Annotated in this window: 1 rRNA gene; it reads left to right on the top strand. The window is 50.4% G+C overall.

The features are described from left to right. Window positions 1–1142: ribosomal RNA gene (locus tag H571_RS15675) — 23S ribosomal RNA — on the top strand; the annotation flags it as partial.

The raw sequence follows: 1142 nt of genomic DNA, 5'->3' as shown, positions 1-1142 counted from the left end.
CCCGCCATAAGGCGGGTATCTATAACTGAATACATAGGTTATAGAGGCAAACCGGGAGAACTGAAACATCTAAGTAACCCGAGGAAAAGAAATCAATTGAGATTCCCACAGTAGCGGCGAGCGACCTGGGATCAGCCCTTAAGTCAGTTTAGTGTTAGTAGAAGGCTCTGGAAAGTGCCGCCCTAGCAGGTGATAGCCCTGTATACGAAAATGCTTTACTGGTGAAAACGAGTAGGACGGGACACGAGAAATCCTGTCTGAAGATGGGGGGACCATCCTCCAAGGCTAAATACTCCTGACTGACCGATAGTGAACCAGTACCGTGAGGGAAAGGCGAAAAGAACCCCTGTTAGGGGAGTGAAATAGATCCTGAAACCGTATGCGTACAAGCAGTCGGAGCAGACTTGTTCTGTGACGGCGTACCTTTTGTATAATGGGTCAGCGACTTATTTTCAGTGGCGAGGTTAACCGTATAGGGGAGCCGTAGAGAAATCGAGTCTTAATAGGGCGTGCAGTCGCTGGGAATAGACCCGAAACCGGGCGATCTACCCATGAGCAGGTTGAAGGTTGAGTAACATCAACTGGAGGACCGAACCCACGTATGTTGAAAAATGCGGGGATGACTTGTGGGTCGGAGTGAAAGGCTAATCAAGCTCGGAGATAGCTGGTTCTCCTCGAAAGCTATTTAGGTAGCGCCTCGTGTATCACCACCGGAGGTAGAGCACTGTTTGGGCTAGGGGGTCATCCCGACTTACCAACCCCATGCAAACTCCGAATACCGGTGAGTGCAAGCACGGGAGACACACGGCGGGTGCTAACGTCCGTCGTGGAAAGGGAAACAACCCAGACCGTCAGCTAAGGCCCCAAAATCCTGATTAAGTGGGAAACGATGTGGGAAGGCATAGACAGCTAGGAGGTTGGCTTAGAAGCAGCCATCCTTTAAAGAAAGCGTAATAGCTCACTAGTCGAGTCGGCCTGCGCGGAAGATTTAACGGGGCTCAAATCAGGTGCCGAAGCTACGGGTTCATTTTAAAATGAGCGGTAGAGGAGCGTTGTGTAAGCCGTCGAAGGTGTGTTGAGAAGCATGCTGGAGGTATCACAAGTGCGAATGCTGACATAAGTAACGATAAGGGGTGTGAAAA

This window comes from Marinospirillum minutulum DSM 6287, from assembly GCF_000422325.1.
GTDB classification, from domain to species: Bacteria; Pseudomonadota; Gammaproteobacteria; order Pseudomonadales; family Halomonadaceae; genus Marinospirillum; species Marinospirillum minutulum.
The sequence above is the reverse complement of the archived record's forward strand: the minus strand, read 5'-3'. Positions and strand labels throughout refer to the sequence as shown.